This is a genomic window from Frigoribacterium sp. VKM Ac-2836 (genome assembly GCF_013248995.1).
Lineage (GTDB): Bacteria > Actinomycetota > Actinomycetes > Actinomycetales > Microbacteriaceae > Frigoribacterium.
Map to the genome: position 1 here is coordinate 1,006,498 of NZ_JABRPK010000001.1, position 25,920 is coordinate 1,032,417.

At 68.4% G+C, this 25,920-nt stretch carries 20 protein-coding genes; 12 read left to right on the forward strand and 8 right to left on the reverse strand.

The genetic code is table 11. The features are described from left to right. Nucleotides 1-27: 27 nt before the first annotated feature. The 4 genes from HRF36_RS04690 to HRF36_RS04705 all read left to right on the forward strand — a co-directional run bounded on the left by HRF36_RS04690 (nucleotide 28) and on the right by HRF36_RS04705 (nucleotide 4,896). On the forward strand, nucleotides 28-1,383 hold the full coding sequence (locus HRF36_RS04690; RefSeq protein WP_173206865.1) for an MFS transporter: 1,356 nt from the start codon (nucleotides 28-30) through the stop codon (nucleotides 1,381-1,383). 240 nt (nucleotides 1,384-1,623) lie between these two features. Continuing rightward, entirely contained in the window at nucleotides 1,624-2,883 is a 1,260-nt protein-coding gene (locus HRF36_RS04695) for an RNA polymerase sigma factor (protein WP_173206868.1), read from the forward strand. A 4-nt stretch (nucleotides 2,884-2,887) separates the two neighbouring features. Beyond that, entirely contained in the window at nucleotides 2,888-4,147 is a 1,260-nt protein-coding gene (locus HRF36_RS04700) for a MurT ligase domain-containing protein (protein WP_173206871.1), read from the forward strand. Continuing rightward, nucleotides 4,144-4,896 (forward strand): cobyric acid synthase, encoded by a 753-nt coding sequence (locus HRF36_RS04705; protein WP_173206874.1) that lies wholly within the window; start codon nucleotides 4,144-4,146, stop codon nucleotides 4,894-4,896. Before HRF36_RS04700 ends, HRF36_RS04705 begins: the two co-directional genes overlap by 4 nt. Nucleotides 4,897-4,997: 101 nt before the next feature. On the opposite strand, the gene HRF36_RS04710 is transcribed toward HRF36_RS04705, so the two are convergent. Further along, complete coding sequence (locus HRF36_RS04710; protein ID WP_173206877.1) at nucleotides 4,998-5,225, reverse strand: hypothetical protein; 228 nt, start codon at nucleotides 5,223-5,225, stop codon at nucleotides 4,998-5,000. A 225-nt stretch (nucleotides 5,226-5,450) separates the two neighbouring features. On the opposite strand from HRF36_RS04710, the gene HRF36_RS04715 reads away from it, so the two are divergent. After that, complete coding sequence (locus tag HRF36_RS04715; RefSeq protein ID WP_173206880.1) at nucleotides 5,451-7,565, forward strand: type IIA DNA topoisomerase subunit B; 2,115 nt, start codon at nucleotides 5,451-5,453, stop codon at nucleotides 7,563-7,565. A gap of 77 nt (nucleotides 7,566-7,642) precedes the next feature. On the opposite strand, the gene HRF36_RS04720 is transcribed toward HRF36_RS04715, so the two are convergent. Then, the gene (locus HRF36_RS04720) at nucleotides 7,643-10,156 is read right to left on the reverse strand and encodes a DNA topoisomerase (ATP-hydrolyzing) subunit A (RefSeq protein WP_173206882.1); all 2,514 of its coding nucleotides are present in this window, start codon (nucleotides 10,154-10,156) and stop codon (nucleotides 7,643-7,645) included. Between the two features lie 61 nt (nucleotides 10,157-10,217). Here HRF36_RS04720 and HRF36_RS04725 point away from each other — a divergent pair, with 61 nt between their 5' ends. Continuing rightward, nucleotides 10,218-11,348, forward strand: a complete 1,131-nt coding sequence (locus HRF36_RS04725; RefSeq protein ID WP_173206893.1) for an alkaline phosphatase family protein — start codon at nucleotides 10,218-10,220, stop codon at nucleotides 11,346-11,348. A gap of 43 nt (nucleotides 11,349-11,391) precedes the next feature. On the opposite strand, the gene sepH is transcribed toward HRF36_RS04725, so the two are convergent. Continuing rightward, nucleotides 11,392-12,546 (reverse strand): septation protein SepH, encoded by a 1,155-nt coding sequence (gene sepH / locus HRF36_RS04730; protein WP_173206896.1) that lies wholly within the window; start codon nucleotides 12,544-12,546, stop codon nucleotides 11,392-11,394. 198 nt (nucleotides 12,547-12,744) lie between these two features. Between sepH and HRF36_RS04735 the strand changes: the two genes are divergently transcribed. Continuing rightward, nucleotides 12,745-13,038: a DUF4193 domain-containing protein gene (locus HRF36_RS04735; protein WP_043592858.1), complete on the forward strand. Its 294-nt coding sequence runs from the start codon at nucleotides 12,745-12,747 to the stop codon at nucleotides 13,036-13,038. Here HRF36_RS04735 and HRF36_RS04740 read toward each other — a convergent pair. Continuing rightward, on the reverse strand, nucleotides 13,013-13,468 hold the full coding sequence (locus HRF36_RS04740) for a DUF3093 domain-containing protein (RefSeq protein WP_173206899.1): 456 nt from the start codon (nucleotides 13,466-13,468) through the stop codon (nucleotides 13,013-13,015). The two genes, HRF36_RS04735 and HRF36_RS04740, sit on opposite strands and share 26 nt — an antisense overlap. Before the next feature lie 39 nt (nucleotides 13,469-13,507). Here HRF36_RS04740 and dut point away from each other — a divergent pair, with 39 nt between their 5' ends. From dut to dxs, 5 genes are all read left to right on the forward strand, one after another. Further along, the gene (gene dut / locus HRF36_RS04745; RefSeq protein ID WP_173206901.1) at nucleotides 13,508-13,969 is read left to right on the forward strand and encodes a dUTP diphosphatase; all 462 of its coding nucleotides are present in this window, start codon (nucleotides 13,508-13,510) and stop codon (nucleotides 13,967-13,969) included. 77 nt (nucleotides 13,970-14,046) lie between these two features. Then, nucleotides 14,047-14,685 carry a DUF3710 domain-containing protein gene (locus tag HRF36_RS04750; RefSeq protein WP_173207930.1) on the forward strand — a complete coding sequence of 213 codons (639 nt, stop codon included), beginning with the start codon at nucleotides 14,047-14,049 and terminating at the stop codon, nucleotides 14,683-14,685. 6 nt (nucleotides 14,686-14,691) lie between these two features. Beyond that, on the forward strand, nucleotides 14,692-15,450 hold the full coding sequence (locus HRF36_RS04755) for a DUF3159 domain-containing protein (RefSeq protein ID WP_173206902.1): 759 nt from the start codon (nucleotides 14,692-14,694) through the stop codon (nucleotides 15,448-15,450). A gap of 151 nt (nucleotides 15,451-15,601) precedes the next feature. Further along, the gene (gene acnA / locus HRF36_RS04760; RefSeq protein ID WP_173206904.1) at nucleotides 15,602-18,418 is read left to right on the forward strand and encodes an aconitate hydratase AcnA; all 2,817 of its coding nucleotides are present in this window, start codon (nucleotides 15,602-15,604) and stop codon (nucleotides 18,416-18,418) included. Nucleotides 18,419-18,545: 127 nt separating this feature from the next. Then, the gene (gene dxs, locus HRF36_RS04765; protein WP_173206906.1) at nucleotides 18,546-20,492 is read left to right on the forward strand and encodes a 1-deoxy-D-xylulose-5-phosphate synthase; all 1,947 of its coding nucleotides are present in this window, start codon (nucleotides 18,546-18,548) and stop codon (nucleotides 20,490-20,492) included. Between the two features lie 83 nt (nucleotides 20,493-20,575). Here dxs and HRF36_RS04770 read toward each other — a convergent pair whose 3' ends face one another. The 4 genes from HRF36_RS04770 to HRF36_RS04785 form a co-directional block, all read right to left on the reverse strand. Further along, nucleotides 20,576-22,699: a 3-hydroxyacyl-CoA dehydrogenase NAD-binding domain-containing protein gene (locus tag HRF36_RS04770; RefSeq protein WP_173206908.1), complete on the reverse strand. Its 2,124-nt coding sequence runs from the start codon at nucleotides 22,697-22,699 to the stop codon at nucleotides 20,576-20,578. After that, nucleotides 22,696-23,901, reverse strand: coding sequence for a thiolase family protein (locus tag HRF36_RS04775; RefSeq protein WP_173206910.1), 1,206 nt, complete (start codon nucleotides 23,899-23,901; stop codon nucleotides 22,696-22,698). The genes HRF36_RS04770 and HRF36_RS04775 overlap by 4 nt, the downstream gene beginning before the upstream one ends. A 73-nt stretch (nucleotides 23,902-23,974) precedes the next feature. After that, nucleotides 23,975-25,279, reverse strand: a complete 1,305-nt coding sequence (locus HRF36_RS04780; RefSeq protein WP_173206912.1) for an HRDC domain-containing protein — start codon at nucleotides 25,277-25,279, stop codon at nucleotides 23,975-23,977. Nucleotides 25,280-25,322: 43 nt separating this feature from the next. Beyond that, the gene (locus tag HRF36_RS04785; protein ID WP_173206915.1) at nucleotides 25,323-25,919 is read right to left on the reverse strand and encodes a DUF3000 domain-containing protein; all 597 of its coding nucleotides are present in this window, start codon (nucleotides 25,917-25,919) and stop codon (nucleotides 25,323-25,325) included. Between the last annotated feature and the right edge of the window lies 1 nt (nucleotide 25,920).

A 25,920-nucleotide genomic window follows, 5' to 3' on the forward strand; every position in this document is an offset into this window, starting at 1 on the left:
CAGCCCCCGGTCGGCTAGGGTCGCGGGGTGAATTCCGCACGCGCTTGGCTCGTCTGGGGTGCCGCCGTCTTCGCGTACGTCGTCGCCGTGCTTCAGCGGTCGTCGCTCGGAGTCTCGGGCGTCGAGGCCCAGCACCTCTTCGGCGTCTCGGCCTCGACCCTGTCGACGCTGGCCGTCGTCCAACTCGTCGTCTACGCCGGACTGCAGATCCCCGTCGGCGTGTTGCTCGACCGGGTGGGACCCAAGAGGCTGATCGTCGCCGGGGCGGTCCTGCTCGCCGCGGGGCAACTCGTCGTGGCACTCTCGCCGCCGACCATCGGCGTGGCCGTCGTCGGTCGCGTGCTCGTCGGGGCGGGTGACGCGATGACGTTCATCTCCGTGATCCGCCTGTTGCCGTCGTGGTTCCGGGGACCCGTCCTTCCGCAGGTGTCGCAGTGGACCGGAAACGTCGGTCAACTCGGCCAGGTGCTGTCGGCCGTGCCGCTGTCGATCGTTCTCCACGGTGCCGGGTGGGGGCCCGCTTTCATCAGCGCCGCGTCCCTGTCGGTCGTGGCCGCAGTGGTCGTCGTGCTGGTCGTGAAAGAGTCGCCGTCCGGTCGTGTCCGGTCGGAGGCGGTCGTCACCTGGGCCGACGCGGCTCGGCAACTCGGGCAGAGCGTCCGGCGTCCGGGTACCCGGTTGGGGTTCTGGTCGCACTTCGTGACGCAGTCGTCGGGCACCGTCTTCAGTCTGCTGTGGGGCGTGCCGCTCCTCGTGGGCGGTCTCGGCTTCTCGACCGGCGAGGCCTCGGGCATGCTCACGCTGCTCGTGCTGTCGGGCGTCGTCGCGGGACCCGTCCTCGGTGTGCTGGTCGCTCGGTACCCGATGCGACGGTCCAACCTCGTCCTCGGCATCGTCACCGTGCTCGGCGTGGTCTGGACGACGCTGCTGGCCTGGCCCGGCACGCCGCCGCACTGGCTCGCCTACGTGCTCGTCGTCGCCCTCGGCGTGGGTGGGCCGGGCTCCCTGATCGGCTTCGACTTCGCGCGGACCTTCAACCCACTCCGCAGCCTCGGTGTCGCCAACGGCGTGGTGAACGTCGGTGGCTTCCTGGCGAGCTTCGTCATGATGTTCCTCATCGGCGTCGTGCTCGACCGGCTCGACGCTGCCCGCATCGCCTCCGGGCAGACGAGCGACCTGTTCGCGTTCGAGTCGTTCCGCATCGCGCTGCTCGTGCAGTACGTGGTGGTCGGAGGCGGCGTGGTGGCCCTGCTCGTCGAGCGGCGGCGGACCCGCCGGGGCCTGCGCCTCGAAGAAGGAATAGAGGTGGCCCCGCTCTGGGTTGCCCTCAACAGGCGGTGGCAGGCGACACGCCGCCGCACCCGACGGGTGGACCCCGACTGAGGTCTCTCGTGTCGTCCGGCGCCTGCCGGACGTGCAATAATGGGAAACGGACCCGTTCAAGTCCACCGATCGAGTTCACGAGTCGACACCGTCGACGCGCTCTCGATCGAGGACTTGACATGGGTCCTCGTACTGCCCGAATTCGGCCGACGCCCAGTGCCGGTCGACGTCCCCACCGGCGCACGTGAACGCGACGATCGCGTCCGGTCCGGAACGTACCGAGAACTGAAAGGTGTTCGCATGGCTACACGCAACAAAGCGACCACGGCCCCCGACGAGGCCGTGACCGACGACACGGCCGTCGAGGCCGAGACCACGACCCCGGTCGCCAAGAAGGCACCGGTCAAGCGGGCTCCGGCCAAGAAGGCGGCGACCAAGGCCCCCGCCAAGACGGCCGCCGCCAAGAAGGCTGCTGCGGCCGAACCGGCCGACGACGAGGTCGACCCCGAGGCCGCCGTCGATGCGGCCGTCACGGACGACGCGGACGGCGACGGAGCGAAGTCGACCCCCGAGATCCTGCCGACCGGTGCGCTCGTCATCTCCCAGGACGACGACGACGAGATGCCGGTCTACTCGACCACCATCACCGGTGCGACCGCCGACCCGGTCAAGGACTACCTAAAGCAGATCGGCAAGGTCGCCCTTCTGAACGCGGCCGAAGAGGTCGAGCTCGCCATGCGCATCGAGGCGGGTCTCTTCGCCGACGACAAACTCGCCAACAGCACCGGCCTCAGCCGCGAGCTCGAACGTGAACTGCGGTGGGTCTCCCGCGACGGTCAGCGCGCCAAGAGCCACCTGTTGGGAGCCAACCTCCGACTCGTCGTCAGCCTCGCGAAGCGATACACCGGTCGCGGCATGCAGTTCCTCGACCTGATCCAAGAGGGCAACCTGGGCCTGATCCGTGCCGTCGAGAAATTCGACTACACCAAGGGCTTCAAGTTCTCGACCTACGCCACGTGGTGGATCCGTCAGGCGATCACGCGGGCCATGGCCGACCAGGCCCGCACGATCCGCATCCCGGTGCACATGGTCGAGGTCATCAACAAGCTCGCGCGGGTCCAGCGGCAGATGCTGCAAGACCTCGGACGTGAACCCACGCCCGAAGAACTCTCGCGCGAACTCGACATGACGCCCGAGAAGGTCGTCGAGGTCCAGAAGTACGGTCGCGAGCCCATCTCACTGCACACGCCCCTCGGTGAGGACGGTGACAGCGAGTTCGGTGACCTCATCGAGGACACCGAGGCGGTCGTCCCTGCCGACGCCGTCGGCTTCACGATGTTGCAGAAACAGCTCGAGTCGTTGCTCGACAGCCTCTCCGAGCGCGAGGCCGGAGTCATCCGTATGCGCTTCGGGCTCGGTGACGGCATGCCGAAGACCCTGGACCAGATCGGTGACACGTTCGGCGTGACGCGAGAGCGCATCCGCCAGATCGAGTCCAAGACGATGGCGAAGCTCCGCCACCCGTCGCGTTCGCAGTCGCTTCGCGACTACCTCGAGTAAGCCCGTGCGATACCTGGTCCCGGTCCTGGCCGGCCGCCTCGTCCGGGCGGTCGCCCGGCTCCGGGGTGGCGGGTCCGCCTACCCGGGGCAGACCGTCCTGAAGCTCGCGCCCGACTTCCTCACCCACGTCTCGTCACAGTTCGAGCGCGGCGTCGTGTTCGTCCTGGGGTCGAACGGCAAGTCGACCACCACGATGATGCTCACCGAGACGCTCCGAGCGCATGGCCTCAAGGTATTCACCAACCCCACGGGCGCCAACCTGCCCCAGGGCATCGCCTCGGCCTTCCTCCGCGAGGTCACGCCGTTCGGTCGCGTCCGCGACGACATCGGCGTGATCGAGGTCGACGAGGCCTTCGCCGTCGAACTGACGAAGTCCCTGCACCCGTCCACGGTGCTCATGCTCAACGTGCAGGTCGACCAGCTCTACCGGTTCTTCGAGACCGAGCGGGTCGGGACGATGATGACCGACACGGCGGCCGAAGCCACCGTGGCCGTCGTCACGAACCGCGACGACCAGCACCTCGGCCCCTACCAGGCCGTGGGGCGGCAGACGGTGACGCGTTTCGGTGCCTCGCCCGAGGTCGTCTCGGCGTCACCCAACGGCCTGCAGAACGCCAACGACTTCAGCCGCGAGGCCGATGCCTCCTTGTCCGCCGAGACCGAGGTGACCGCGCTCACGGGCACGGGCGCCACCATCACGGTCTCGGGGACTCCGATCGACGTCCGGCTCCCGGCCCGTGGTCTGCACTACGCCGTCGACGCGGCAGCAGCGCTCCAGACGGCCTCGGTCGTCCTGGGGCACCCGGTCGATCCGAACGCCGTGCGACGCGCTTTCGAGAGCATGAAACCGGCTTACGGCCGCGGTGAGCGCATGTCCCTCGGCGCCGACGAGGCCGAGTTCATCATGTTCAAGAACGCGGCCAGCCTCCAGATGAACCTCGACGCGCTCCCTCAGGGCGTCGAGCAGGTCATGTTGGCCATCGACGAGGGCACGCCCGACATCTCGTGGATCTACGACATCGACTTCTCCCATCTCGACCACGTCGACGTCCTGGCCGGCGCCAAGGCATGGCAGTTGGCCTTGCGCCTCGAGCACGAGGGCATCCCCGTCCACGTGATCGAAGAGGACATCTCGAAGGCGATCCGGCTCATGCGTGCCCTCCCGTCGTCGAAGGACAACACGAAGCACTTCGTGACCAACTACGAACAGATGATGCTGGCGCGCCGCATCCTCGGCCACCCCGACCTGGAGAAGACCGCGTGAGTGACGACGTCCTCCGAATCGTCCACCTCTACCCGGAGGAACTCGGCGTGAGCGGCGACCGGGGCAACGTGACCACTCTTGCGGTGCGGGCGGGTCGAGCAGGCATAGCGAGCAGCGTCCTCGAGTACCGCATGGGTGACGAGGTGCCGACCGTGGCCGACGTGGTGGTCGTCGGACACGGCCCTCTCTCCGGGGTGCGGGCAGTCGCGACGGACGCCCGTCGACTCCGTCCGGCACTCGAATCGTTCGCCGCATCCGGTGTCCCGGTGGTGGCTGTCGGTGGCGGTCTCGAACTCCTCAGTCGCGGCGTCGAGGACGCAGACGGTGACTCGGTCGAAGGAATCGGTTTCTTCGATGCGGTCGTCCGCCGGGGGGCACCCCGCCGGACCAACTACCTCCAGGTGACGACCGACTACCAGGGCGATGAGATCACCCTCTTCGGCTTCGAGGACCATGCCGCGCATCTCGAACTCGGCAGCGAGTCCGAGCCGTTCGGAGCCGTGGTGCACGGCGGCGGAAACGGCGACGGCCGCGAGGGTGTCCGACGGGGAGTCTCGTTCGGCACCCAGCTCAAGGGCCCGGTCCTGCCTCTCAATCCTGCTCTGACCGACCGCGTCCTTCGGGTCGCACTGAGCCGGCGGATGATCTCCTACTCGGCGGGCGAAGGGCACGCGAGACTCGACCACTATGCCGCCGCGTCGCAGAAGGTCATCGCCGACAACCTAGAACGCTCGTTCAAGGCCATGTGACGACCGCACCGTCCCGGTGACGTGACGAAAGCCCCGCATCGATCGGATGCGGGGCTTTCTCCGTTCGCCAGCCCGAGCTGTGGTCCGGGGCGGCGGGTGTCTCAGTGAGCGAGCAACTTCGAGCTCTCGTCGAGCCACTCGCTGGCGGTGGGCTGCAGCTTCTCTTTGAACTTGGCGCCGTGGTGAGCGCAGAAGAGCAGTTCGCCCGTGGCCATGGTCGCCCGGATGTACGCCTGGGCCCCGCAGCTGTCGCAGCGGTCCGCGGCGCTCAACTGGTAACGGGAGCCGAGCTCGTCGACGGCGGTCTGATCGGTGGCCATCTGAGTCATGTGATGCTCCTCCTGACGGTGGTGCGGTGGGTGAAGACACTCATCAAAACACGCTGACGTGCGTAGCGCGTGACATCGGCCCCGGATTTCGCTCATCGCGTAGTGGAAACCGAGTGGACGAGTGTCGAGACCGCCCTGTCGGCGGCCCTCGCTAGTCTGTAACACGGCCACCGCCTCCCCGCATTCCCGCTGTCCTCAGACGGCGGCGGGCCCTTCTGGAGAACAATGCCCCCCACCTCGTCCGCGCCCGCCTCCGACTACTCGGCCCGGCACCTCTCGGTGCTCGAGGGCCTCGAGGCCGTGCGCAAACGCCCCGGCATGTACATCGGATCCACGGACTCCCGCGGCCTGATGCACTGCCTCTGGGAGATCATCGACAACTCCGTGGACGAAGCCCTCGGCGGTCACGGAGACACGATCGACGTCGTGCTGCACTCCGACGACAGCGTCGAGGTGCGCGACGGTGGTCGCGGCGTGCCGGTCGACATCGAACCCAAGACGGGACTCAGCGGGGTCGAGGTCGTCTTCACCAAGCTTCATGCCGGCGGAAAGTTCGGTGGGGGTTCGTACGCGTCGTCCGGGGGACTCCACGGAGTCGGTGCGTCCGTCGTCAACGCGTTGTCGGAGCGCCTCGACGTCGAGGTCGACCGGGGTGGCAAGACCTACGCGATGTCGTTCCGTCGCGGTGAGCCCGGCACGTTCGACGACGCGGGTGCGCCCACACCGGACTCACCGTTCACCCCCTTCGTCTCGGGAAGCGTGCTCCGGGAAGTGGGCAAGACCCGACGTGGTGTCACCGGAACCCGGGTGCGCTATTGGGCCGATCGACAGATCTTCACCCGAGGTGCCTCGTTCCAGACGGACGAGCTCTCGGCCAGGGCCCGACAGACCGCGTTCCTCATCCCGGGGCTCACGCTGACCCTGCGAGACGAGCGTCCGGGCTCCTTGACCGACGGCGGGTTCCCGGTCGAGAGCACCTTCCGGTTCGACGGCGGCATCAGCGAGTACGTCGAATTCCTCGCACCCGACACCGCGGTCACCGACACCTGGCGCTTGACCGGGTCGGGCACCTACACCGAGACGGTGCCGGTGCTGACCGACGGCGGGGCCATGATCGCCACCGAACTCGAACGCGAGTGCGAAGTCGACATCGCTCTGCGCTGGGGCGCTGGGTACGACACCGTCTTCCGCAGCTACGTGAACATCATCGCCACTCCCAAGGGCGGGTCGCACCAGGCGGGCTTCGAGACCGGCCTGTTGAAGTTCGTCCGCCAGCAGGTCGAGGCCAACGCCCGCCGTCTCAAGGTCGGCAACGACAAGATCGAGAAGGACGACGTCCTCGCCGGCCTCACCGCCGTGCTGACCGTCCGCTTGCCCGAACCTCAGTTCGAGGGACAGACGAAGGAGATCCTGGGCACGCCCGCCGTGCGCGCGATCGTGGCGAACGTCGTGGCTGCCGAGTTCGGCAACCTGTTCTCCTCGACCCGGCGAGAAGACAAGGCACAGACCGCCCTCGTGCTCGACAAGGTGGTCGCCGAGATGAAGACTCGCATCGCCGCGAGGGCACACAAAGAGACGCAGCGCCGAAAGAACGCCCTCGAGAACTCGACCCTTCCGGCGAAGCTCGTCGACTGCAGGTCGAACGACGTGGCGAGCAGCGAACTGTTCATCGTCGAGGGCGACTCCGCGCTCGGTACGGCCAAGGTCGCCCGCAACAGCGAGTTCCAGGCGCTCTTGCCGATCCGCGGCAAGATCCTGAACGTCCAGAAGGCCTCGGTCAGCGACATGCTGTCGAATCTCGAGTGCGCCTCCATCATCCAGGTGCTCGGGGCCGGATCGGGACGGACCTTCGATCTCGACGCGGCCCGCTATGGCAAGGTGATCATCATGAGCGACGCCGACGTGGACGGTGCCCACATCCGGACCTTGTTGCTCACCCTGTTCTTCCGGTACATGCGACCGATGATCGAGGCGGGTCGCGTCTTCGCCGCGGTTCCGCCGTTGCATCGCGTGGTCGTGATGCATTCGGGCAGCAAGCCCAACGAGACCATCTACACCTATTCCGAGAAAGAGCTCCACGGTGTCCTCGCGGGGCTCAAACGCTCGAACAAGAAGTTCCAGGACCCCATCCAGCGGTACAAGGGTCTCGGTGAGATGGATGCCGAGCAACTGCGGACCACGACGATGGAGCGTCAGAACCGCATGCTGAGGCGGGTCAAGGTCGACGACGCCGAGAACGCGACTCGCGTCTTCGAACTGCTGATGGGCAACGACGTCGCTCCGCGGAAAGAATTCATCATCGACGGTGCCGGACTCAGTCGCGACCGCATCGACGTCTGAGCACACAGGTCCCCGAGACCGAAGACGGCGCCCCACCACGAGATCGGGTGAGGCGCCGTGACCGGGCGGCGGGGACATCACGTGACGGGGTCGGCACCGGCTTCGAGACCTGTCGCGGAGTCGGTGATGTGGGCCACGGACGACCCGATCGAGCCGATCACGGCGTCGAGGGGCGTGCCTGATCCGTCGCGACGAGCCAGCTCGGACGGCAACGAGCGCACGGATCCGTCCGGGCCGACCGCCTGGGCCGGGACCGGCCCGACCCATGCCAGCGACAAACCGTCCTCGCCCTTCAGCAGAGAATGGGATCGCACCCCGCCTGTCGCACGGCCTTTGCCCGGGTACTCGTCGAACGCGCTCAGCTTGGCGCGTCCCGGATCGGCACCGGCGATGGTGGAACCGTTCGACGACACGGTCGCCACGACGGCCTCGCGTCCGGCGGGCACGGCCCCGAAGAAGATGACGGTGGCGTCGCCGGGAAGGTTGATGCCGGCGACTCCTCCACCGACGGGCCCCTGCGGACGGACCGAGGACGCGGGGAACCGGAGGAGCTGCGTGCCCGAGCTGACGAAGACCAGTTCGTCGTCGTCGGCCCCCTGGGCGACGCCGACCACCTGATCGCCCTTCTTGAGCGTGATGACCGGGAAATCGGGCCGTGCGGGGTACTGGCCCGTCGCGACGCGCTTGACGACCCCGCGGGCCGTGCCGAGCGCGATGGTGCGGTCGGCCGTCAGGGAGACGAGTCCCAGCACGCGTTCTTTCCTGTCGGTCAGGCCCAGGTAGTCCCGGATGGGTACGCCGGCACCCAGTTGGACGGACGTGGGGGGCACCGAGGGGAGGTCGACCGGGGTGAGTCGTACGAGACGGCCGAGGTTCGTCACGGCACCGATCTCGGTCCGCGTCGTCGTGTCGATCGACGAGAGGACGGCGTCGTGCTTCGTGCGCCGGGCCGGGGGAGTGGGGACGGCCGAGTCGGGATCGAGGTGGTCCACGCGGAGGACTCGGCCCGTCGTCGAGAGGAACACGCGCGTCGGGGTGTCGGCGATCTCGAGGACGGGAGCGGACTTGCTGCCTCGACCGGTGGTCGCGACGCTCGCCTTCGCCTCGGTCAACAGCGTGCGCCGGGGGGTGCCGAACTGATCCGCGATGTCACCGAGTTCAGTCGAGACGAGGGCGCGGAGCCGGGCCGGGTCGGCCAGCAGGTCCTTGAGGTCGGCGATGGCCGCGAGCAGCTCGTCTCGTTCGGCCTCGAGCTCGATGCGACTGAACTTGGTCAGCCGCCGCAACTGCAGGTCGAGGATGTACTCGGCCTGGATCTCGCTGAGGTCGAACACCTCGCGCAAACGGGCACGGGCGGCGGCCGTGTCCTCGCTCGTCCGGATGACCTGGATGACCTCGTCGATGTCGACGATGGCGATGAGGAGACCCTCGACGAGGTGGAGGCGGTCTTCTTTCTTCGAGAGCCGGTAGCGGCTGCGACGGGTGACGACGGACAGGCGGTGCGCCACGTAGACCTCGAGCATCTCCTTCAGCCCGAGCGTCCGTGGTTGTCCCTCGACCAGGGCGACGTTGTTGATACTGAAGCCGTCTTCGAGCGGCGTGTAGCGGTAGAGCTGTTCGAGCACCGCCTCGGGGCTGAACCCGGTCTTGATGCCGATGACGAGACGGAGGCCGTGTTTGTGGTCGGTCAGGTCGGTGACGTCCGTGATGCCGGTCAGCTTCTTCGCCTGCACGCCGTCCTTGATCTTCTCGATCACCTTCTCGGGCCCCACCAGGTAGGGCAGCTCCGTGACCACGAGGCCGTTCTTCCGTGCGGTGATGCTTTCGACGCTGACACGGGCCCGCGTCTTGAAGCTGCCCCGGCCCGTGGCGTAGGCGTCGCGGACCCCGGCGAGCCCGGCGATCGTGCCGCCGGTCGGCAGGTCGGGCCCGGGCACGAACGCCATCAGGTCGTCGAGGCTCGCGTCGGGGTGGTCGATCAGGTGCCGCGCGGCACCGACGACCTCGACGAGGTTGTGCGGCGCCATGTTCGTCGCCATGCCCACCGCGATGCCGCTCGCGCCGTTGACGAGCAGGTTGGGGAAGGCCGCGGGAAGGACCTCGGGCTGCATCAACTGGTTGTCGTAGTTGGGGACGAAGTCGACGACGTCCTCGCCGAGTCCCTGGGTCATCGCCAGCGACGCCTCGGCGAGGCGGGCCTCGGTGTACCGAGGCGCCGCCGGTCCGTCGTCGAGCGAGCCGAAGTTGCCGTGCCCGTCGATGAGCGGCACCCGCATCGTGAACGGCTGGGCCTGACGCACCATGGCGTCGTAGATGGCGGTGTCGCCATGGGGGTGCAACTTGCCCATCACCTCGCCGACCACCCGGGCGCTCTTCACGTGACCCCGGTCGGGACGCAGGCCCATTTCGGACATCTGGTACAGGATGCGGCGCTGGACCGGCTTGAGGCCGTCGCGCGCGTCGGGCAGGGCCCGCGAGTAGATGACCGAGTAGGCGTATTCGAGGAAGGACCCCTGCATCTCGAGTGAGACGTCGATGTCTTCGATGCGTTCGCCGTGGTCGGGGCTGCTCGTGTTCTCGGTGGTGGTCATGCACTTCTCACGGATCGGGGTGGACGGGGCACCCGATCGTCGCTGTGCCAGACTGGGGCCGGTGTCCTCCATCGTACCGGCGCGCCCACGAGGGGCCGTGAGCCTGGCCGACGTGATGCCCTCCTGTCTCGCGTCCCTCCGGGGCGAGGTGAACGCGCTCCACCTGCCGCCCGCCCGCGCCGCCGTCGTGGTCCTGGTGGACGGCCTCGGGCAGGCGGCCCTCGGTGCTCGTCGCGGTCACGCCCGGACGTTGTCGGGGGTGAAGGGCAGCCTGTGGTCCGGGTGGCCGACGACCACCGCAGCGGCTCTCACCACGTTGACGACCGGTGCGCTCCCGGGGGAGCACGGCCTCGTCGGGTACTCGGCCCTCGATCCCGCGAACGACCGAGTGGTCAAGCAGCTCTCGGGCTGGGACGAGCGCATGCGGCCCGACGAGTGGCAACGTCGTCCCACATTGTTCGAGACGGCCCGCGACGTGCGATCGCACGCCGTGGGGCCCAAGCGCTACCGGTCGTCCGGCCTGACGGAGGCCATCCTGCGCGGTGCCGTCTACGACGTCGCCGAGAGCGTGAGCGACCGATTCGCGACCGCGACGCGACTCGTCGACTCGACCGGCGCCTCCCTGGTCTACCTGTACGTTCCCGAACTCGACATGATCGCCCATCGTGCCGGTTGGGAGTCCGACGAATGGATCGATGCCCTCGAGGGCGTCGATGCCGAGGTGCGGGGTCTCGAGGCCGCCGTCGCCCCCGACGTCGGGGTGATCGTGACGGCCGACCACGGGATCGTCGACGTGGCCGAGCGTCGACGGATCGTGTTCGGTGGCACCGCGGCCCTGGTCGACGGGGTGAGGCACGTGGCGGGGGAGCCCCGGTGCCTCCAGCTGCACGTCGAGCCCGACGCGGACGAGACCCGGCTGGGTGCGCTGGTCGACGCCTGGCGGTCGGCCGAAGGTGACCGCGCGTGGGTGCTGACCCGGGCCGAGGCAATCGAAGCCGGTTGGTTCGGTGCCGTCGACTCTGCGGTGCGTCCCCGGATCGGAGACGTGATCGTCGCCGCTCGGCGGGGCGTCGCCTACTACGACGGACGAGAGCGCGGTGGACAGCCCGGCACGATGGTCGGTCACCACGGATCGTGGTCCGACGACGAGACGATGGTCCCTCTTCGGACGTTCGGTGCCTACCGCCGGTGACCGTTCTGCCGGGTGACCACGGATCAGCGGGTCCGCCCGTTGATCAGGCCGGGTCGTCGTCCGAGCGTGCGCCGAACACGATCTCGTCCCAGCTCGGCATCGACGTGCGACCGCGGGCCTTCTTGGTCGGCTGAGCCACGGTCGGCATCTCGCGTCGACCGGGTCGTCCCCGGCTGCCGCGGATTCCCGTGGGCTGAACGGGGGCGGCGTCCTCGGACGCGGTGCCGCGCATCGTCCGCTCGGGCAGGACCGGTGTGGGGTCGCTGGCCCCCTCGGGAAGGTCGAAGTCGTCCAACGGAACGTCGATCACGCGGATCGTCCCGGTGACCTGGTGGTCCGAGCGGCCGTCGTCGTCCGAGAACCTGGCCGCCTCACGTTCGCCGCGCCGACGGCGCAGGGCCTCGAGGAGGTCAGCGGTCTGGTCGTGCCCGCCGGCGTCGTCGGGTGCGCGGTTCGCGGCGGCGAAGGAGGCGGTGCCCCGGACACCGGGACGCAACCGGTCGGTCGCCGTCTCGGCAGGAAGCTCGACGTCCTCGACCTGATCGACCAAGAAGGCACCACTGTCGAAACGGCCCGAGGTGTCGTCCTGGCGGGTCTCACGGGTCACGGCCCGGAGACGGGGGACGAGCGGCCCGGCTTCCTCGCCGTGTTGGGACAGTCGGTGCGCGTCCCCGCCGAGGGGGGCCAGGACGGCCTTCTTCGGGTCGAACCGCCACGTCGCGTCGCGCTCGACCTCGTGAGCGACGAAGGCTAGATGGACCACCCAGCCGTGCTCCGCGTCCTTGTAGGCGGACCATTCGCGCTGCGAGGTCTCGGCACCGTCGAGTCGCTCGTCGATGACGGCACCGAAGGTCGTGGACGGGACTCCCGAGGTCGCGTCGTCGGCGACGGACACGCTGACCGCGCGGGCGCTTTCGAGGACGAACGCACGTTCTGCCAGGACCGGACCCTCGAACCGGTGCACGTAGTCGAGGTCGGCCCCCGTCCGCTCCGCGACCTGCTCCGGCGTCTTGCCCGCTCGGACGAGGGCCTGGATCTCGCGAGGCGGGGCCTTGCGTTCGACCGGCGCATCACCGGGGCTGGCCGCCCGGAGCTGTGAGTGGAGGGTGTGCGTGACGGGAAGGCGGTACTCGCCACCGGCGTCGGTGGAGACGAGCAGAGCTCCGCTCTGGACGCCGATGACCCTGAGATCCTGCATTTTCCACGCCTTTCACCGTCGTGATCCGGTGCCAAGAGTCGCACGTCGATCCCCGTTCTCGCGGGAATACGACGGGCGTGCCGTCAGTTCTTCCGAGGCGGCCGAAAGGCCGTGGGAACGGGTTTGCTATTCGACAACGAGTGATGCAAACTGCACCCGCCGAATCGGGCACACGAACGACCGAAGAACTGGATGGGCATGGCCACCGACTACGACGCACCTCGCAAGAACGACGACGACGGCTCGGAGTCGATCGAGGGGCTCAAAGAGAGGGTCCCCGACAAGATGACCGGTGTCGTCGACGACGACGCCGACAACCCGGGCTCGTTCGAGCTCGCCGGGCAAGACCTCTCGGACCTCGACCTCGACGTCGTCGTCCTCCCCCCGCAGGTCGACGAGTTCACCTGTGTCGAGTGCTTCCTGGTGAAGCACCGCTCGCAGCTCGACCACGAGACCAAGCTGGGCGCTATCTGCCGGGAGTGCGCCGCCTGAGCAAGTCCAACCGCCGGACGACCTCGTCAGGACGACGGGTCGACACCAACCAGTAGGGCGCCGGGTCGTCGAGGTCCGTCAACGAGATCTTGACCACCGGTCGCACCCACCCCCTGAAGAGGGTCCAGGCTCGCGCGTCGAGTCGGGGCCCTCTTTCTCGTGTCGCCTCGGCACCGGTGAACCCCTCGGCTTCACCGATCTCGTGAGGGTACAGACGCGCCCGTCCCGCGGTGAACGCCTCGTCGTCGATGGTCAGCACGGGCGACGTCAGGACGAGCAGGACGATGGCGGCCGCGTAGAACACGACGGCCATGACCACGCCCACCGTCGAGTTGATCGGCAGGAACACCAGCAGCGTCGCGGGGACGAGCAGCGCGCAGGCCACGAAGACGGAGAGCGGCGGGAGCAGGCGCTCACGGTAGGGGTTCATGACGTCCATTCGACCAGACTTCTGCACTACCCTCGACACGTGACCCAGATCCTCGACGTCCTCATCGCCGCCGAGGCGGCCTCGGTGCCCGTGTACTCCCACCCGGGCGACGCCGGCGCCGACCTGCTCTCGACCGACGACCTGGTGTTGCGGCCGGGGCACCGGGCCCTCGTGGGCACGGGTGTCTCCATCGCCCTGCCCGACGGTTTCGCCGCCTTCGTCATGCCTCGCAGCGGCCTGGCCGCGAAACACGGCATCACCGTCGTGAACGCCCCAGGAACCGTCGACGCGGGCTACCGCGGCGAGATCAAGGTCTCGCTGCTGAACACCGACCTCGAGGCGGACCACCACGTCGCCGTCGGCGACAAGATCGCTCAACTCGTCATCATGCCGGTCGTCCGCGCGACCTTCGTCCCCGTGACGACGCTCCCCGAGAGCGTCCGGGGCGTCGGCGGACACGGGTCCACCGGATACGCACACAACCCAGGAGGCACTGCGTGAGGAAGTCCAAACGCCGCGAGCAAGAACTGGCCGAGGTCGAGATCGACGTCGAATCGGCCGACGTCGCAGACGTCGAGATCGACATCGAGTCCCTCGACGGCGCCGAGGTCGAGGTGTTCGACGACTCGAAGTCGGCACCCGAGGATCGCGCCGACGCCGGACCCCTGGACGAGACCGAGGCCAATCCCGTCCGTCCCTACGTCGATCTCGGCGGCGTGAAGATCCTGCCGCGTGAGGGGCTCCACCTCCGCCTCGAGGTCGAAGAGGGAAGCAAGCGGGTCGTCGCCGTCGGTCTCGACTTCGCCAAGTCGACGCTGCAGGTGCAGCCGTTCGCGGCACCGCGCACGACAGGCCTCTGGAACGAGATCAGAGGCCAGATCAGCGAGCAGATCGAGAAGCAGGGCGGTGTCACGGCCGAGGTCGAGGGGCCGTTCGGCCCCGAGGTCCGGGCCGAGATCCCGGTCATGGGCGGCGACCCCGGCACCACGAGGCGAGCCCGCTTCATCGGCGTCGACGGTCCTCGTTGGTTCCTCCGCGGCGTCATCGCGGGCGACGCGGCCCACGAGGGCGAAGCCGCCGAGAAGATCGAGGAGCTGTTCCGCAGCATCGTCGTGGTGCGCGGGACGACTCCCATGCCCCCCCGAGAGCTCATCCCTCTCGCCATGCCGAAGACCGGCCCGACCGACGCCCCGGGCACCACGCCCTCGGTCGTCTGATCCGACGTGTCCGCGCCCGACGAGCGTCCCGATCCGGCTGATCCGTCGCCGCTCGACGACCCCCGGGTGTCGCTCGCGGCTCAGTTGCAGGCCGCCGCCCGGCGGGCCGGCATCGGCCAGGTCGCACCCGGCGAGGTGCCCACGGCGGCAGCCCTGCTGACGGCGATCGGCGGAGTGCGGGGGCTCGTCGAGTCCATCGTCCCCGGCCTCGGCTTCGTGGTCGTGTACACGATCACCCGCGACGTCGTCCCGTCGGTCATCATCCCGCTGGTCCTGGCCGTGGCGTTCGTCGTCGCCCGGGCCGTGCAGCGCGGTCCGGTTGCCCAGGCACTCGCCGGCGTCTTCGGCATCGCCCTGTCCGCAGGGATAGCGCTGCTCTCCGGCCGGGCCGAGAACAACTTCGTCCCCGGCCTGCTGATCAACGCCGCCTCGCTCGCCGCCATGCTGGTCAGCATCGCCGTGCGCTGGCCGCTCATCGGCATCGTGGTGGGACTCCTCACGAACGACGGCACGGGCTGGCGGGCCGATCGGGCGAAGCGTCGCGTCCTCGTCCTCGCGACGTGGTTGTGGGCTGGGCTCTTCGCCGCACGTCTCGCCGTCCAGGTGCCCCTCTGGCTGGCGGGTGACGTGGCCTTGCTCGGCACGCTCAAACTCGTCATGGGCGTTCCCCTCTACGCGGGGCTGCTCTGGGTGACCTGGCTGCTCGTCCGGACGGTCTATCGGGGACGCGAGGCGGCGGACGACGCGCGGGACCCCTCCGCCTGACCCGCGCCTCCTGGTGCTATGTTTTATCTCGACATCGAGACAAATCGCTGGGATCGGCCCCGGGGAGACCCCACGGACTTAGGCTGACCTCGCTGGTGGGCGTCGCGCGCACCGGCCAAGATGAGGGCGTAGTCAGCAAGGGAGACGGCACGTGTCTGCAATCAACAGTTTCGGCTCGAAGAACACCCTCACGGTCGGGTCCACCGACTACGAGGTCTACCGCATCGACGCGGTCGAGGGTTCTTCGAAGCTTCCGTTCAGCCTCAAGGTCCTGCTCGAGAACCTGCTCCGCACCGAGGACGGTGCGAACGTCACGGGCGAGCAGATCCGGGCGCTCGGCTCGTGGCAGCCGACCGCCGAGCCCGACACCGAGATCCAGTTCACGCCGGCGCGCGTGGTCATGCAGGACTTCACGGGCGTGCCCTGCATCGTCGACCTGGCGACCATGCGCGAGGCCGTCGCCGAACTCGGTGGCGACCCCACCAAGATCAACCCGTTGGCGCCCGCCGAGCTCGTCATCGACCACTCGGTCATCGCCGATCTCTTCGGGTCCGCGAACGCCCTCGAGCGCAACGTCGAGATCGAATACGAGCGCAACGGCGAGCGGTACCAGTTCCTCCGATGGGGCCAGACGGCCTTCGACGATTTCAAGGTCGTCCCGCCGGGCACCGGAATCGTCCACCAGGTCAACATCGAGTATTTGGCTCGTGTCACCTACAGCCGTGAGGTCGGCGGCGCGCTCCAGGCCTACCCCGACACCCTTGTCGGCACCGACTCGCACACGACGATGGTCAACGGCCTCGGAGTGCTCGGATGGGGCGTCGGCGGCATCGAGGCCGAAGCCGCCATGCTGGGTCAGCCCGTGTCGATGCTGATCCCCAAGGTCGTCGGCTTCAAGCTCTCGGGCTCGATCCCTCCGGGGGTGACGGCCACCGACGTGGTCCTCACCATCACCCAGCAGCTGCGTCGCCACGGCGTCGTCGGCAAGTTCGTCGAGTTCTACGGGGAGGGCGTGGCGGAGGTGCCGCTGGCCAACCGCGCCACTATCGGCAACATGAGCCCCGAGTTCGGTTCGACCGCGGCGATCTTCCCGATCGACGACGTCACTCTCGACTACTTGCGCCTCACCGGCCGATCGGACGAGCAGATCGACCTCGTCGAGCAGTACTCCAAGCTGCAAGGGCTCTGGCACGACCCGTCGTCCGAGCCCGTCTTCAGCGAGTACCTCGAACTCGACCTCGCGACGGTCGTCCCGTCCATCGCGGGTCCGAAGCGTCCGCAGGACCGCATCGAGTTGACCGAGGCCAAATCGCAGTTCGAGGTCGACCTCGAGAACTACGCGACCACGGACCACTCGCACGTCGACGCCGCGGTCGAGGGCACGTTCCCCGCGTCCGACCCCATCGGCTTCACGGCCGAAGACGACGACGACGCGCAACCGCATTCCGTGTCGCACACCTCCCATGCCCCGGCCAAGGTCTCCAAGCCGACCTCGGTCTCGCTCGGAGACGGATCGACTTTCACCCTGGACCACGGCGCCGTCGCCATCGCGGCCATCACGTCGTGCACGAACACGTCCAATCCGTCGGTCATGCTGGCGGCGGGCCTCTTGGCCCGCAACGCCAGCAAGAAGGGCCTGAAGGCCAAGCCGTGGGTCAAGACCACCCTGGCGCCCGGCTCCAAGGTCGTGACCGACTACTACGAGAAGGCCGGCCTGACGACCTACCTCGAGGACCTCGGCTTCTACACCGTCGGCTACGGCTGCACCACGTGCATCGGCAACTCCGGTCCGCTGCTCGACGAGATCTCGACGGCCGTCCAGGACAACGACCTCGCCGTCACGGCGGTCCTGTCGGGAAACCGCAACTTCGAGGGCCGCATCAACCCCGATGTCAAGATGAACTACCTGGCGAGCCCGCCGCTGGTCATCGCCTACGCCCTGGCCGGATCGATGAACTTCGACTTCGAGAACGACGCACTGGGCACGTCCGAGGACGGCACGGACGTCTACCTCCGAGACATCTGGCCCGACGCCGCCGAAGTGCAGCAGACGATCGACTCGTCCATCGACACCGGCATGTTCACGCACGAGTACGCGGGTGTCTTCGACGGTGACGAGCGCTGGCGTTCCCTGCCCACGCCGACGGGGGCCACCTTCGAATGGGACTCCGAGTCGACGTACGTCCGCAAGCCCCCGTACTTCGAGGGCATGACGATCGAGACGACACCGGTCACCGACATCCGGGGCGCCCGCGTGTTGGCCAAGCTGGGCGACTCGGTCACGACCGACCACATCAGCCCTGCCGGGTCGATCAAGGTCGACAGCCCGGCCGGTCACTACCTCGACGAGCACGGCGTCGACCGCAAGGACTTCAACTCCTACGGGTCGCGTCGTGGCAACCACGAGGTCATGATCCGTGGCACGTTCGCGAACATCCGCCTCAAGAACCAGTTGCTGGACGGTGTCGAGGGTGGTTACACCCGCGACTTCACGCAGGCCGAGGGTCCTCAGTCGTTCATCTACGACGCCAGCGCTCGGTACCAAGAGCAGGGAACGCCCCTGGTCATCCTCGGTGGCAAGGAGTACGGCTCCGGTTCGTCCCGGGACTGGGCGGCGAAGGGCACGAGCCTCCTCGGCGTCAAAGCGGTCATCACCGAGAGCTTCGAGCGCATCCACCGCTCGAACCTGATCGGGATGGGCGTGGTTCCTCTGCAGTTCCCGGCGGGCGAGAGCTGGGAGTCACTGGGACTCGACGGCACCGAGCAGATCGACATCGCCGGCATCGAGCAGCTGAACGAGGGCACGACGCCCAAGACGGTCCACGTGACCGCCCACCCGACCGCACACTCGCCCGAGGGCAAGCAGCCGGTCGAATTCGATGCCGTCGTGCGCATCGACACTCCCGGTGAGGCGGACTACTACCGTAACGGCGGCATCCTGCAGTACGTCCTGCGTAGCCTGGTCTGATCGACCGACCCCGCACCGACCAGACCCCCGGACGATCACCCGCATCGTCCGGGGGTCGCACGCCGTTCTCGCCGGGTGCGTGCCTAGACTGGCGGGATGCCCGACAGGGCCGAGAGGGAAGGCCAGCATGAGCCTGTTGCAGACGATCACGGGACCTCGTGACCTCGACCGCCTGACGAACGAACAGATGGTCGAACTGGCGGCCGACATTCGCCGGTTCCTCGTCACGGAGGTGTCGAAGACGGGAGGCCACCTCGGCCCCAACCTGGGCGTCGTCGAGCTGACCCTGGCGATGCACCGGGTCTTCCACTCGCCGCACGACGCCTTCGTCTTCGACACGGGTCACCAGTCGTACGTGCACAAGCTGCTCACGGGCCGTCAGGACTTCTCGGGACTCCGCCTCCGGGGAGGTCTCGCCGGGTACCCGCAGCGCTCCGAGTCCGAGCACGACATCGTCGAGAGCTCGCACGCGTCGAGTTCGTTGTCGTGGGCGGACGGGATCTCGCGAGCGTTCCAGCTGACGGGCCGTGACGATCGCCACGTCGTCGCCGTCGTGGGGGACGGCGCGCTCACGGGGGGCATGACGTGGGAGGCCCTGAACAACATCAGCGATGACAACGACCGTCGCCTCACCATCGTCGTCAACGACAACGGTCGGTCGTACGCCCCCACGATCGGAGGAATGGCCCGATTCCTCAACACGGTCCGCACTCGTCAGGCCTACCGAGAGCTCCACGTGGGCAGCCGAGCCGTCTTCGATCGTCTCGGGCACCCCGGACGCGCCGTCTACCGTGGCGTCCGCGGAGGGCTGCACGGCTTCTTGAGCCGCTTTACCAACAACGAGGCCCTCTACTCGAACCTCGACATCAAGTACATCGGACCGGTCGACGGGCACGACCAGGTCGCCATGGAGGAGGCCCTGCTCCAGGCGAAGAACTACGGGGCCCCGGTCATCGTGCACACCATCACCGAGAAGGGCCGGGGGTTCGATCCGGCTCGCGCCGACGTCGCCGACCAATTCCACGCCGTCGGGCAGATCGATCCCGAGACGGGAGAGCCTCTCGAGACGGCCACGTCACCGTCGTGGACGTCCGTGTTCGCCGACGAGATCGTCGACATCGCCGAACACGACGAGAAGGTCGTCGGCATCACGGCGGCCATGCTGCGCCCCGTCGGCCTGCACAAGCTCGCCGAGCGGTTCCCGAAGCGCGTCTTCGACGTCGGCATCGCCGAACAGCACGCCGTGACGAGCGCCGCCGGTCTGGCATTCGGCGGCCTCCACCCCGTCGTCGCGTTGTACGCGACCTTCGTGAACCGGGCCTTCGACCAGGTGTTGATGGACGTGGCCCTCCACCGCGCGGGCGTCACCTTCGTCCTCGACCGCGCCGGAGTCACCGGGCCTGACGGTCCCAGCCACCACGGAATGTGGGATCTCGCCTTGTTGCAGATCGTCCCGCACATCCGACTCGCCGCACCGCGCGACGCGACGCGGCTTCGCGAAGAACTGCGGGAGGCCGTCTCGGTCGACGACGCCCCGACCGTCATCCGTTTCTCGAAGGGCGCCGTCGGCATCGAGCACGAGGCCGTCGAACGTCTCGAGGACGGCGTCGACGTGCTGACCCGTGCCGAGCGCGACGACGTCCTGATCGTCTGTGTGGGCCCGATGGCCGGGATCGGACTCGAGGTCGCAGAGCGGCTCGGAGCACAAGGCATCGGCGCGACGGTCGTCGACCCGCGTTGGGTCGTCCCCGTCCCCCGCAGCGTCATCGACTTGGCCGCGGCCCATCGCCTCGTCATCACCATCGAGGACGGTGTCCGTGTGGGTGGGATCGGCACCCGAGTCCGGCAGGATCTCCGCGGTGCCGGCGTCGACACGGCCGTGACCGAGCTCGGACTTCCCGACGAATTCCTCGAACACGGCTCTCGAGCCGAGATCCTGGAAGAGGCCGGTCTCACCCCGCAGCACATCGCCCGCGACGTCGTCGCACAGGTGCTGGGCAGTCGCATCCCCGTGGCGAGACCCCTCGATGACATGCCTACCACGTCGAGGCACGAGGACGCGCGACGCGACTGACCACGACGCCGGAGGCGCACCGTCCCGGGCACATGTCGAAGGCCCCGTCTCGTCCAGAGTCGGGGCCTTCGAGGTGACGTGAACTAGCCGACGCCGCGGATCGCCGGTTCGTGGAAGTCGCGGCCACGGACGCGTCTCGAGGCACCGACCCGATCGAGATACGGTGTGACCCCGCCCATCTGGAACGGGTAACCCGCCCCGAGTATCAGACAGAGATCGACGTCCTCGGCAGCGGCCACCACGTGGTCGTCGAGCATGCGACCCACCTCGTCGGCCAGACCGTCCTCGATGCGGATGCGCAGCTCGTCGTCGGTCAGGGCCGTGCCGGGACCGGAGGCGAGAGCCACCGCCTTCTTGTCGAAACCCTTGCGCCGACCCTTCGAGTCGCGCTCGAAGATGGTGCCGTGTTCGGCCAAGCGGTGCAGGCCCTCGCTGGCGTGGAACCGCTCGGGGAAGGCGGCGTGGTGGGTGTCGAGCACGTGCGCCCCGACGGTGAGTCCCACGAGTTCGAGCAATTCGAACGGAGTCATCGGCAGACCGAACGGAGCCGTCGCTCGATCGACCACCTCGAAGGGCGTCCCGGTCTCGACGGCGTGCATGGCCTCACCCAGCAACTTGGCCAGGATGCGGTTGACCACGAAACCGGGGGTGTCGGCCGTGATGACGGCGTTCTTCCGGAGGGCCTTCGCCGTCACCATGGCCGTGCTGAGGGTCTCGTCGTCGGTCGCGGGGGTCTTGACGACCTCGACGAGGGGCATCACGGCGACCGGGTTGAAGAAGTGGAATCCGACGAGCCGCTCGGGATGCGCCAGCCTGGCCCCGATCTGCTGGACGCTGAGCGACGAGGTGTTGGTCGCCAGCACGGTGGTGTCCGAAACCACGGCCTCGACGTTCGCGAACACCTCTTGCTTGACGGCGAGTTCTTCGAAGACGGCCTCGATGACCCAGTCGGCGTCGGCGAAGTCCGCGAGGTCGGTCGTGCCGGTGATCAACGCCTTGAGCCGGTTCGACTCGTCGTGTGACATCCGGCCCTTGCCCGCGAGTTCGTCGATGTCTCCCCGGATGCGTCCGAGGGCCGTGTCGACCCGCGCCTGGTCGAGGTCGGTGATGACGACCGGCACGCGCAGACGGCGCACGAAGAGCAGGGCGAACTGGCTCGCCATGAGGCCGGCCCCGACGATGCCGACCTTGCCGACCTTGCGGGCGAGGTCGGGCGAGGGGGCACCAGCGGGCTTCTTCGCACGCTTCTGGACGAGGTCGAAGGCATACATGCTCGCGTGGAATTGGTCGCCCACCACGAGGTCGGCCAGAGCTTCGTCTTCTGCCGCGAACCCCGTCGCGCGGTCGCTGTTCTTCGCGGCCTTCAGCAGATCCAGAGCAGCGTATGGGGACTTCGCGACGGTACCGATCTTGGACTCGAGCGATTTGCGCGCCATGGAGATGGCGACGTCCCACTTGACCGCACGCTCGAGCTTGCCGGGGACGTTCGGTCGTTTGACGGCGATGCGGCCGCCGATCACGCCGTCGGCCCACCGGATGCTGTCCTCGAGGAAGGAGGCCGGTCCGAACATGACGTCGACGATGCCGAGTTCGAGCGCCTGAGCCGGCTTCAAGGTGCGGTTGTTCTTGAGCGGGTTCTCGATGACGACCTTGAGGGCGTTCTCGATGCCGATCAGGTTCGGGAGCAGCCACGCTCCGCCCCAGCCGGGGATGATGCCGAGGAAGACCTCGGGCAGGGCGATCGCCGCGGCCGACGAGTCGATCGTCCGATAGTCGGCGTGCAGGCCGATCTCGACGCCGCCACCGAGTGCGAGACCGTTGACGAAGACGAAGGTCGGTACTCCGGCGCCGTGCAGTTTGCCGAGCACGGCGTGGCCGAGTCGCGCCAGCTCGCGAGCGACGTCGCGGCTGGGGATCGCGCTGACCTTGCTGAGGTCGGCACCTGCTGCGAGGAAGTAGGGCTTGCCGGTCACGGCGATGGCCGCGATCTCACCCGAGGAGGCGCGGGTACGGACAGCGTCGAGGGCCGCCCCGAATTCGTACAGCGTCGCCGGACCCAGCGTGCTCGGCCGGGTGTGGTCGCGCCCGTTGTCCAGCGTGATCAGGGCGAGCACGCCCCCGGAAGGCAGTGGCACGTCGCGGACGTAGGAGTGCGTGACGACCTCGTCGGCCGAGAGCTCGATCAGTTCTTCGGTCGCCGTGCTCATGCGCGCGCCGCCTTTCGCGAATAGTGGGGGTTCTCCCAGATGACGCTGCCGCCCTGGCCGAGGCCGATGCACATGGCCGTCAACCCGTAGCGGACCTCGGGGTGCTGTTCGAATTGACGGGCCAGCTGGATCATGAGCCGGACTCCGGAGGACGCGAGGGGATGCCCCACCGCGATGGCGCCTCCCCAGGGATTCACCCGGGGGTCGTCGTCTTCGATGCCGAAGTGGTCGAGCAATGACAGCACCTGCACGGCGAACGCTTCGTTCAGTTCGAAGAGACCGATGTCATCGATCGAGAGACCCGCCTTGCGCAGGGCCTTCTCGGTGGACGGGACGGGTCCGATGCCCATGATCTCGGGCTCGACGCCCGCGTAGGCGAAGCTGACCAGACGCATCTTGGGCGTGAGACCGAATTCTTTCGCGGCCGCGCCGGACGCCATCAGGCTGACCGTCGCCCCGTCGTTGAGGCCGGAGGAATTACCGGCGGTGACGCGGCCGTGGGGCCGGAACGGCGTGCGGAGACCGGCCAGCCCCTCGAGGGTCGTCTCGGGTCGGGGTGCCTCGTCACGGGTTGCCAGGCCCCAGCCCTCAGCGGTCCTGATCGCGACGGGGATCAGGTCGGGCTGGATCTGGCCGGCCTCGTAGGCCGCGGCGAGCTTCTGCTGCGACCGCATGGCGTATCGGTCGGATCGCTCCTTGGTCAGCTGCGGGAACCGGTCGTGGATGCGTTCGGCGGTGTTGCCCATGTTGAGGGCCTCGCCGCTGACGATCTTCTCGGCGACGAACCGGGGGTTCGGGTCGGCGTTGAAACCCATCGGGTGACGTCCCATGTGCTCGACGCCACCGGCGAGGGCGACGTCATAAGCGCCGAAGGCGATGCCGCCGGCGACGGTCGTGACGCTGGTCATGGCACCCGCGCACATGCGGTCGATCGCGTAGCCGGGCACGGACTGGGGCAGGCCGGCGAGCAATGCGGTCGTGCGACCCAGGGTGAGGCCCTGGTCGCCCTGCTGCGTCGTGGCGGCCACGGCGACGTCGTCGATGCGCTCGGGCGGCAGGGACGGATTGCGTTCGAGCAACCCCTTCATCGCCTTGACGACGAGGTCGTCGGCGCGGGTCTGCCAATACATGCCTTTGTCGCCGGCCCGCCCGAACGGGGTACGGACCCCGTCGACGAACACGACATCGTTGCTCTCGGCCACATTGCCTCCAGTGTCAGGATCTGTTCCTGATCTTAGGGACGCCGCCGGGAGCCCGAGAATCGTTCGAGCAATCCTACGAAGCGCCGTCGCCCGTCGCGTCGGGCTCTTGGTGGGCGTCGACAAAGGCGTCGGCGACGGCCTCGGCCACGGCCTCGACCTGCCAGGCTCGGGCACCGAGGTCGACCATCGCGGCCGCGATGGTCGGGGTGTCGAAGGGGATCGGCGGGTCCCAGGCCAACCGACGAAGGGTCTCGGGCGTGAGCAGGTTCTCGACCGGTAGGTCGAGCCCTGCGGCGATCTCGGTCACCTTCGGTCGGACGGCCTTGTACCGCGCATCGGCCAACGGGTTCTTGTCCGCCCACGAACGGGGCGGCGGCAGGGTGTCGCTCGCGGGTCCGCGGTGCGACGGCAGGTCGCTCGTCTCGCGGCCGCGCTCGATCGCGGCGAACCAGCGGTCGAGCTCGCTGCGACTGGCACGACCGACGAACTCCTTGATGGCGGCGAGGGACCGTTTGTCGGCGGGCATCGCCTTGGTGGCGGCGACGAGCGAGGAGTCCGGTACGAGACGTCCCGGCGCCGTGTCGATCTCGCGGGCGTAGTCGTCACGTGCCTGCCAGAGTTCGCGGGCCACGGCCAGAGACCGGGATCCGCGGACGCTGTGCAGCCCGGTCAGTCGTCGCCACGGGTCGACCTTCGCGGGCTTGGCCTCACGCCGCAGGGTCGCTTCGAACTCTTGGCGCGCGATCTCGAGCTTGCCCGCGTCCGCGAGCACCGCCTCCATGGCGTCTCGCACGTCGACGAGCAGTTCGACGTCGAGAGCGGCGTACACCAGCCAGCTCTGCGGCAGTGGCCTCGTCGACCAGTCGGCGGCACTGTGCTCTTTCGCGAGGTGGACGCCCAGCAGCTGCTCGACGACGGCGCCGAGTCCGACCTTCGGCAGACCGGCGAGCCGCGCGCCCAGTTCGGTGTCGAAGATGCGGCTCGGGTCGAGACCGACCTCGCGCAGGCACGCCAGGTCTTGGCTGGCGGCGTGCAGCACCCACTCCTCGTCACCGATCACCTCTTGCAGTTCGGCGAAGGAACCGATGGCGGGCGGGTCGAGCAGGAACACCCCCGAACCGCGCCGGAACACCTGGATGAGGTAGGCACGCTGCGAGTAGCGATAGCCGGAGGCTCGCTCGGCATCGATCGAGACCGGCCCGGTCCCGGCGCGGATCGCCTCGACGGCGGCCAGGTATCCCGGCCTGTCGTCGATCACCGTGACCTCGCCGTGCACCGAATCGGCGGTCGCGACGTCGGGCCGCACGGTGACACGGGGCCCTGTCTCGCGCGGGCCGGAGCCGTCGGGTGCTGCCTCGTCTGGTCTCGCTGTGGTCATGTCTCCGCTGTTCTTTCCGGGGGCGCTGTTCTGTTCCCGTGGTTCAGTCTCGTCCGACGCGTCGCGACGCGAGGAGCGTGACGCCCTCGACGGTCGGGGGCAGGCCGGCGAGCGTGCAGATCAACTCGCTCCAGGCCTCGATGTGCGGGGCCAGGTCGATGGTCGTGGGGCTCCAGGACGCCCGGAGTTCGAGCTGTGCCCCGTCGCCGTGGCTGGCCAGCTCACCGTATCCGGTCGAGAGGATCTTGGTGGCGGTGCCCGATGCCTGGTCGTACGAGGCTCCACGCGCGTCGAGGCTGTCGACGAGCCAGGACCACGCCACGTCGGCCACGAAAGGATCGAGTGCGATCTCGGTCTCGAGGGGCGCCTGCGCGAAGCTGACGACCCGGAACGGTCCACCCCAGGCATCGGGTTCGTCGTCGTCGTAGAGAAGGACGAAGCGGCCCGTGCCGAGATCGGGGTCGGGGCGACCGGAGGCACCGATGAGGTCTCCGGCGAGGGCCAGCGCGTAGGGGGCGAGGCCGTTCGGGGCGGGGATCTCGGTCACGGCCAGGGCGTCCCGCGCGGCGGCACGGTGGACGGACTCGACGGCCGCGGCGAAGGCGGGCGGCCGGGTCGGCGTCGGGGGTATCTCGGACACC